Origin of the sequence: Gluconacetobacter sp., from assembly GCF_047721585.1 — a bacterium.
In the GTDB taxonomy this organism is placed as follows: Bacteria; Pseudomonadota; Alphaproteobacteria; order Acetobacterales; family Acetobacteraceae; genus Gluconacetobacter; species Gluconacetobacter dulcium.
Genome location: NZ_JBDNXE010000053.1, coordinates 19,182 through 26,882, shown reverse-complemented (window position 1 = coordinate 26,882; position 7,701 = coordinate 19,182). Strand labels below are relative to the sequence as shown.

The 7,701-nt window shown below is 66.5% G+C and carries 6 protein-coding genes and 1 tRNA gene; 3 read left to right on the top strand and 4 right to left on the bottom strand.

The genetic code is table 11. The annotated features are described in order from the left end of the window. Positions 1-240: 240 nt before the first annotated feature. Together ABF821_RS11355 and ABF821_RS11350 are read left to right on the top strand one after the other, a co-directional pair. A complete protein-coding gene (locus ABF821_RS11355; RefSeq protein WP_415530049.1) occupies positions 241-1,590 on the top strand; it encodes a beta strand repeat-containing protein in 1,350 nt (449 codons plus the stop codon). 9 nt (positions 1,591-1,599) lie between these two features. Next, positions 1,600-4,320, top strand: coding sequence for a glycosyltransferase (locus ABF821_RS11350; protein ID WP_310888966.1), 2,721 nt, complete (start codon positions 1,600-1,602; stop codon positions 4,318-4,320). Here the strand turns inward: ABF821_RS11350 and ABF821_RS11345 are convergent. Continuing rightward, complete coding sequence (locus ABF821_RS11345; protein ID WP_183009693.1) at positions 4,229-5,149, bottom strand: rhamnan synthesis F family protein; 921 nt, start codon at positions 5,147-5,149, stop codon at positions 4,229-4,231. The genes ABF821_RS11350 and ABF821_RS11345 overlap by 92 nt on opposite strands. A gap of 248 nt (positions 5,150-5,397) precedes the next feature. On the opposite strand from ABF821_RS11345, the gene ABF821_RS11340 reads away from it, so the two are divergent. Further along, a complete protein-coding gene (locus tag ABF821_RS11340) occupies positions 5,398-5,667 on the top strand; it encodes an HU family DNA-binding protein (RefSeq protein ID WP_114729562.1) in 270 nt (89 codons plus the stop codon). A 452-nt stretch (positions 5,668-6,119) separates the two neighbouring features. Here the strand turns inward: ABF821_RS11340 and ABF821_RS11335 are convergent. The 3 genes from ABF821_RS11335 to proC all read right to left on the bottom strand — a co-directional run. Beyond that, positions 6,120-6,194, bottom strand: a tRNA-Gln gene (locus ABF821_RS11335). 76 nt (positions 6,195-6,270) lie between these two features. Then, positions 6,271-6,921, bottom strand: coding sequence for a TetR family transcriptional regulator (locus tag ABF821_RS11330; protein WP_183009718.1), 651 nt, complete (start codon positions 6,919-6,921; stop codon positions 6,271-6,273). A 104-nt stretch (positions 6,922-7,025) separates the two neighbouring features. After that, positions 7,026-7,701, bottom strand: a 676-nt coding sequence (gene proC, locus ABF821_RS11325) for a pyrroline-5-carboxylate reductase (protein WP_415530048.1), incomplete at its 5' end; no start/stop codon positions are given.

The window sequence follows — 7,701 nt, the reverse complement described above, 5'->3', positions numbered from 1 at the left end:
CCTGGGGGCGGGCAGGGGGGTGCCAGGTGTCTGCGTCCATCGGAATGTCGCGCGTCCATCTTACAGTGATACGTGATTTTTCGATCCTGCACGACAGGATGTTAATATTTTGGGAAGGTCTGTGCGCTTACATGATCCCGATCATTCCAGGCGCACATCGTCATGTGATGCGGCTTCGGATCGGTTCGTAATGGCTGATGACGTGTTGTCGTCCGGCCAAGCAATATCGGGGAGCGGGCTGTGGCGATTGTAACCGTGATGGGTGCCGCGGGCACAAATGTGAACGTGACGGTCGATGGCGGCGACACGCTTGCCTTGGCCAATGCCTATGCGAAGACTTTGCGGGAGAGCGCCGCGGGGAAAAGCTTTTCTACATTACAGAATGGCTTTAATTCCGCCAGCGTCGGCAGCTCGGTCGGGGTGATCACGGTCGGCGGCGCCTATGCGCTGGATGGGGCCTACGTCAACATCGTGGCCGGTGCGCTGTCGGGTGGCGCGTTGGATTCCGTGCTGACGGCGCCGGTGGCGATCGACGCGCATGAGGTCACGACGCCGGTGGATGTCATCTCCGGCACGCTGGGGGGGACGACCTTCCTGGGTGGTGCGGCCGGGGGCAGCTTCCTGGCGACGGCCGGCGACAACGTCTTTATTGGTGGGAACGGCAGCTTTACCATCAATATGGGCGCGGGCAATGACCTGGTCGTGACCGATCATGGCAACGATACCGTCAATGCCGGCAGTGGCGCGAACCGGATCTTCCTGGGAGATGGATCGAATTCCGTCAATTCGATGGGGACGGATACCATTGTCGGGACAATGGGCACCCAGTCGGTGACGATCAATGCCGGCAGTTCGCTGGTGCTGCTGGGCGACAATGCGACCGTCGTGGACAAGGCGTCCCACAGCATCGTCTCGGTGGGTGGCGGCAGCACCGTGTCCGGCGGAGCGCAGGACATGGTGTCGTTCACCGGGACGTCGGGCACGATCGCGGGCGCGGTCTCCGATACGATTTCGGCGGCTGGAAACCTTCAGGTTGCGGAAGGCGTCGGCAATACGATCAGCGTGACCGGCAGCCTGACCTTCCTGAACGGCACGGGCATGACCAGCGTGGTGGCGGGGCAATCCACCATCTTCGGCGCGGCGGGCCTGACCATGACGCTGGGGGCGTCCGGGCCGACCCTGTTCGTGGCCAATGAAGGAAACGAAACCCTGGACGGTGCGCAGGCGAGCAGCCCGCTGCATGCTTTCGCCGATGGCGGCAACGTGACGTTTATCGGCGGGTCGGGCAACGATACGCTGGTGGGCGGCACCGGCAGCGCGACCATGACGGGCGGCAGTGGCGACAACCTGTTCGCCTTCACCAACGGCCCCAGCAGCGGCGGGGACAACGTCATCACCGATTTCGGCAGTGCGGCGGGGAACATGGTCGCGCTGTATCAATATGGTTATCAGAACAACAATCAGTTGCAGACCATTCTTTCCGCCGCCACCATCGCGGGCGGAAACAGCACCATCCAGTTGACCGACAACACGCGGATTACGTTCGTCGGGATTACGGACCTGAAGACCAGCGACTTCACCCTGAGCTGATCGCGGCGCGTGGACGGCTCCGCTTCCAGCCTGCCTCTCGCCGGCGACCGGGGCATCGGGCAGGCCGGCATGCGGCTTCAGGCGGTTCGCGCGGCGGATTTGCGGGCGGAACTCGACCAGTTGCGCCATCTGATGGCGATGCAGGATCGGGCGCTGACCGGCCGTTTTCTGCGGGTGGCGCGGATGATCCGGGCGGCTACGCGCGGGCGCGATCCGTTCGGCCGCCCGCTGACCGAAGCGATCGTGCGGCTGTGGGGCCGGATCGGGCGTGACGGGGTTGGGCCGGCGCTTGGATATGTCGGGCGCGCGCTTTTTCCGCGCGGGGAGGTTGGGCCGGCAGGGGCGCGGGACGGCGACGCGGCGTTGCCGGTGGCGCCGGTCGCGTGGACGCCCATGATCCTGATCATCGCGGAACTCAGCCTGAGCCAGTGTGCGAAATATCGTGTCTGGCAGCGGGTGGAGCAGATGCGTCTGCTGGGCTGGGACTGCCGGGTGGTGGATTGGCGGCATACGGCCGATGCGCTGGGCGCGTTGCAGTTCTGTTCCGGCGTGGTGTTCTATCGTGTGCCGGCTTTCGCCTCGGTCCAGGTCATGCTGGAGGAGGCGCGGCGTCTGGCTGTTCCCTCCTGGTGGGAAGTCGATGATCTGATCTTCGACCGTGACCTTTATGCCCGCAACGGCAATCTTGCGATGCTGACGAAACAGGAGCGCGCGCGGCTGCTGTTCGGGGCGGGACTGTTCCGTGCCTGCATGCTGGGGTGCCGCCGGGGCATTGCCTCCACGCCCGTCCTGGCGCAGGTGATGCGGGATGCCGGGGTGGGGGAAGTCGGGGTTATCGAGAACGCGCTTGATGCGGAAACGATGGATGCGGCCCGTTCCGCGCGGCTGAGCCTGCCGCTGCGGGCGGAGGCGGAGGGTGATGGGCCGGTCGTCGTGATCTACGGGTCGGGCACCCGTACGCATGATGCCGATTTTCTTGCCGCGGCGCCTGGGCTGATGGCGGCGATGGCGGAAAATCCCCGGCTGGTGCTGTGGATTGTCGGGGAACTGGCGCTGCCGCCCGCCATGCGGGCGATGGGCGAGCGGGTGGTGGTTCTGGCCGGACGGTCCTATGCGGATTATCTGGCGCTGATGGCGCGCGCGGATATCGCGATCGCGCCGTTGGAAGACAGCGTCTTCAATGATGCCAAGAGCAATATCAAATATCTGGAAGCCGCCGCGGTGGGCGTGCCGCTGGTCTGTTCGCCCCGGCGGGCTTTTGCCGATGTGATCGTTGATGGGCAGACCGGCTTGCTGGCCAGGACGGATGCGGAGTGGACGCGCGCGATACTGGCGCTGGCGGCGGATGGGGCGTTGCGGCGGGAGGTGGGCGCGCGGGCGCGTGGCGATGTCGGTGCGCGCTATGCCCCCGCGCGCGTGGCGGAGACCCAGTTGCGGGCCGTGTTCGGCGCCCCGCCGCCGGTTGTGCAGGACGGGCGGCTGCGTGTGCTGTGCGTGAATGTCTATTACCCGCCACGGGCTTTCGGCGGGGCCACGCATGTCGCCGTGGAGATGGTCGAGCGGCTGCGGGCCAGCGGCCGGGTCGCGTTGTCGGTTTTCACCACGCGGCCGGGGGGTGTGTACGATCCCGATCGTCCGGCGGCGGCGATGCGGTACGACCAGGACGGCGTGCCGGTGGTGGCGGTGGACCTGCCGCCCACGGCGGACCCGATCATGATGTTTCATCATCCGGCGGCTGCCGCGCTGTTCGCGCAGCATGTCGCGGCATTCCGGCCCGATGTGGTCCATTTTCATGCCACCCAGGGGTTGGGCGTGGGGCTGGTCGATGTGTGCCGGGAGAGGAATATTCCTTATGTAATCACGCTTCATGATGCCTGGTGGCTGTGCGACAGGCAGTTCATGGTGCGTGAGGACGGGCGCTTCTGCGGGCAGAAGCGCATCGACCTGCGTGCCTGCCAGCGATGCCGGCCGGATGCGCGGCATCTGGAAGATCGCGCGGCGTTGGCGGGTGCCGCCCTGCGGGATGCCGCCCTTCTGCTCAGCCCGAGTGCCACGCATCGGGACCTGCATCTGGCCAACGGTGTCGATCCTGCGCGGATCGTCGTGCATCGCAACGGCTTCCGCTGGCCCGTGACGCCCAGGACGCGGCGGCCGGAGGGGGCGCCGCTGCGGTTCGGGTATGTCGGAGGGGTCGAGGCGGTGAAGGGGTATCCGCTGGTTCGCGCGGCGTTCGAGGCCCTGGAGCGTGGAGACTGGGTGTTGCGGCTGGTGGACGGCAAGACGGTGCTGGGCATGAACACCGTCGAAATGTCCGACTGGCGGGTGCGGGGCACCGTCGAGGTGATGCCGGCTTATGACAGTGCGACGATCGACGCTTTTTTCGACTCCATCGATGTGCTGCTGTTTCCGTCAAGCTGGCCCGAGAGCTATGGCCTGACGGTGCGTGAGGCGCTGGCCCGCGATGTCTGGGTGATCGCGTCGGCGCCGGGCGGGCAGGCGGAAGACATCGTTGCCGGCGTGAACGGGACATTGATCGGGCTGACGGCCGATGTGGACGCGCTTGTGGCGGCGGTGACGGAGCTTCTGGACCGGCCGGACCGGCTGGCGGGGCATGTCAATCCCTGCAAGAGCCAACTGGTTACGTGGCAGCAGCAGGCGGTGACGTTGCTGGAACTGTTGCGGACCGCCGCCAACGCATGGCCCGCAGGATTGCCGGCCGGTCGCGGCTGATCAGGAGAAACAGCAGCCGGATTTTCCAGCCGGCCATGGCGGCGGACGCGGGGCGGCCGCGCAGGGCGTCGTCGATCCAGGCGGCCGGAAAATGATCGCGCGTTGCCAGGAGGTCGCGCCATGCGCCGATCCAGCCGATGCCGCAGGGATTGTCGCGCAGAAGTTCGATCTTGATGAAGGGGCAGTCGGGCGAACGCGCGATCGACAGCCAGTCGACATGCATCGGATTGACGGGAACGAGGCGGCGCGGCCCTCTTGCATCGTCTCTCCAGGCTGCGGCAACGCGCAGGCCCGCCGCGCGGATGGCCGTGCCCAGGCCCAGTTCGCCGTGCAGGATGATTTCCGGTTTGGTCATCTCGGTGAACGGGAGGGCCAGCACGCGCTGGACCGCCGGGTGGGCGAGCGCGTCGGCGCTGAAGCACAGGAACCACGATTGCAGATGCCAGACGGGATGGCGGGATTCGACCAGGCCCCAGACATCGGCGGGGCGTGCCATGATCCGCTCCAGGATCGGTGCCAGAGGATTCAGCGGGCCGAATACGCTGTCATTCGCGAACAGGACCCTGTCGGCGCCCCTGGCGCAGCCGGCGGACAGAAGATGCTGCCAGGCGCCGAAATCCAGGCCGCGATTGGGCCGTGTATGTGGGACGATGCCGTGATCGGCGCAGAAACGGGCGATATCGGGTGCGATATGGTGAGCGCCCGAGAGTGCGAGATGCACCGTCATGCCGCAGGCGGCGAGTTCGGCCAGATAATGACGGGTGTGGGCGCGCAGCAGGCCCGCCGGATCGTACTGTGCGAACAGGCAGGTGATGCGGGGCCGGGTCATCGGACGAAAAGCGGTGCGCGTCCGTTATCATTCACCGTCTGTTGTCCAGTTTTCCGCGAAATCGGGCAGTTTCGGGAAGGGGTGGCTATTTCGCTGTTCATGTCAGCAAGAATCTCCATGCATTGAAGAATTTTGTGGCATAAGGTTTAACAGCGCGCTAAAAGCCGCGACCGCTGTTTCGGAGCGTCGCAACGGTTTCGGCCCGTCGCGGATGTATTTCCAGGACCTGGCAGGAGAAGAGAGAGCACATGAGCAAAGCCTTTATTGCAGCCGTTATTCAGGATTCGATCGACTGCACCGGCGTCGCCGCCAACCAGGCCGCGTCCGACCTGATGGCTGCCATCGTCAAGGAACTGAAGAAGGAAGGCGGATTCACCCTGCCGTCTTTCGGGACGTTCACGGTCAAGAAGACCAAGGCCCGCAAGGCGTTGAACCCCCGCACCGGCGAGCCGGTGAAGGTGAAGGCCGGCAAGACCGTTCGTTTCAAGGCCAGTCCGAACCTCAAGAAGGCGGTCTGATCCGTCTGGGCCATGGCTGCCAGCGGCCGTGGCCCGCCCCCGTGACGCGGGTGTGACCCCCGCGACGCGGATGTGGCAAAGACTGCTTTCGCCGGGTGATCGGGGAAAGTGTGCCGGGTCTGTTCTGCAGATATCCGGTATCGACGCGGCGATGGCGTCGCCTGTGCCGGACGTGGCCGTGATGACGGTCTGCCGGGAACGATTCTGGAAATTTCGAGCCTATGTCTTCCTGATTGTGAAATCGGGATGCGCGGCTGGTTGCTGTCCCGGTCAGGAACAGGAATGGCGGGGTGACGACCTGATTGCGCGGGCGATCGTTCCATATCATGTTTCTTTTCAGAAACAATATGATAGGGCTGTGTTTCTGGCGTGGAGAGGCCCTGTGCGGAGGCGTCCGCCCGTGTCTTCACCGGGAAGGGGCCGGCAGGGGCTGGGCTCTTATAGAGTCGGTTTGGCTGGGGCGGGAGGACTCGAACCTCCGAATGGCGGAATCAAAATCCGCTGCCTTACCACTTGGCTACGCCCCATTGGACCGGATCGTGTCGGCCTCGTCCTTCTAGAGGGAAGGATGGGGCCGCGTAAAGAGGGTTCCTGCGTCGGGTGTTACAGTTGGTCCGACAGAGGATCGAGCGGCAGGTCGATCGAGGGGTCGATCGGGTCCATGCTCTGCCCGGTCTCCGCCGTGGCGGCGCCGCGCCGTGCGAGCATGGTGCCCAGGCGGCCGGCGCGGTCCAGCGCCTGGTCGAGGGCGGCCATGGTGCGCGACATGTCTTCGGTGTCGTCGCGCTCCCACGCCCGCATCGTGTAGGCCCAGACGCCGATCAGGCCCTGGAGGCGCAGGACGCCGGCGGGGCCGGAGAGGTCGAGGCCCGCGGCGCCGGCCATCCAGCGCATGCTCTCCGCCGTCGTGGCACCCAGGAACAGGGCCAGCGCGGGATCGAACGGCAGGGCGCGCATGACGGCGCGAACGCCCTCGCGATATTGTTGCAGGACGTCGAAACGGCGCATCAGCACGTCGAACAATTGTTCGCGCACCGTGCCGGTGCTGCCGTCATCGACCAGGGCCGATTCATCGGCCAGCCGGCCCAGTTTCAGCAGGATGGCGGTCTTGACCGGAAAGCGGCGCCGGGCCTCGTCCAGCGGCACGCCGGCGTCGCGCGCGGCGTCGACGACGGTCAGCCGCCCCCAACCGTAAAGTGCGGCGCGCTCCATGGCGGCGCGAAGCAGGGCATCGTCGAACTGATCGTTATCCATAAGCTTTCTGACGGTCATCTGGTCTGTGGCCCGATCCGGCCGATCCGGAAGGCTTGGTCTTCATTGCGGTTAAATTACGGCGCAGGGGCGTGCAAGTTCGTCGCTCAGGATGCCAGTTCGTGCGCGCGGTGGGCGGCGGCGGCGATTGCCGCCTCCATTTCCGCCGGCCAGGCCGACGGCGCCATCAGGACATCCAGCGCCTTTTGGGTCGTGCCGCCGGGGCTGGTGACGCGGCGGCGCAGTTCCGCCGCGTCGACACCCGACTGTTCCATCAGCGCGCCGGCGCCCGAGACGGTGCGCCGGGCGATCTGCCTGGCCAGGCCGGCCGGCAGGCCCTGGGCGATGCCGGCCTGTTCCATCAGTTCGGCCAGCAGGAAGACATAGGCGGGGCCGCTGCCCGAGACGGCGGTGACGGCGTCCATCTGCCGCTCTTCCGCCACCCAGGCCACGTCGCCCACCGCCGAGAGCAGGCGGGTGCAGAGGGCGCGGTCGGCCTCGGTCGCGGCGGGGGGGGCGAAGCAGACGGTCATGCCCTGGCCGACGGCGCTGGGCGTGTTGGGCATGGCGCGGATGACGGTCGCGCCGGGGGCGCCGGCGGCGGCGAGGGCGGCGGTGAGGCCGCCGACCGTCTTGCCGGCCATGACCGACAGGACCGGCGCGTGGCGGGCGAAACGCGCGATGGACGGCAGGATGTCCGCCGCCTTCTGCGGTTTCGTCGCCAGGACGATCAGGGCGGGGGTGAAATCGTCCGGCAGGTCGGCGGCCTGCCGGCCGCCCGTG

Excerpts from the sequence above, each read along its gene's own strand:
- ABF821_RS11345 (WP_183009693.1), bottom strand. The coding sequence starts at position 5,149 with ATGACCCGGCCCCGCATCACCTGCCTGTTCGCACAGTACGATCCGGCG.
- ABF821_RS11340 (WP_114729562.1), top strand. The coding sequence starts at position 5,398 with ATGAGCAAAGCCTTTATTGCAGCCGTTATTCAGGATTCGATCGACTGC.
- ABF821_RS11330 (WP_183009718.1), bottom strand. The coding sequence starts at position 6,921 with ATGGATAACGATCAGTTCGACGATGCCCTGCTTCGCGCCGCCATGGAG.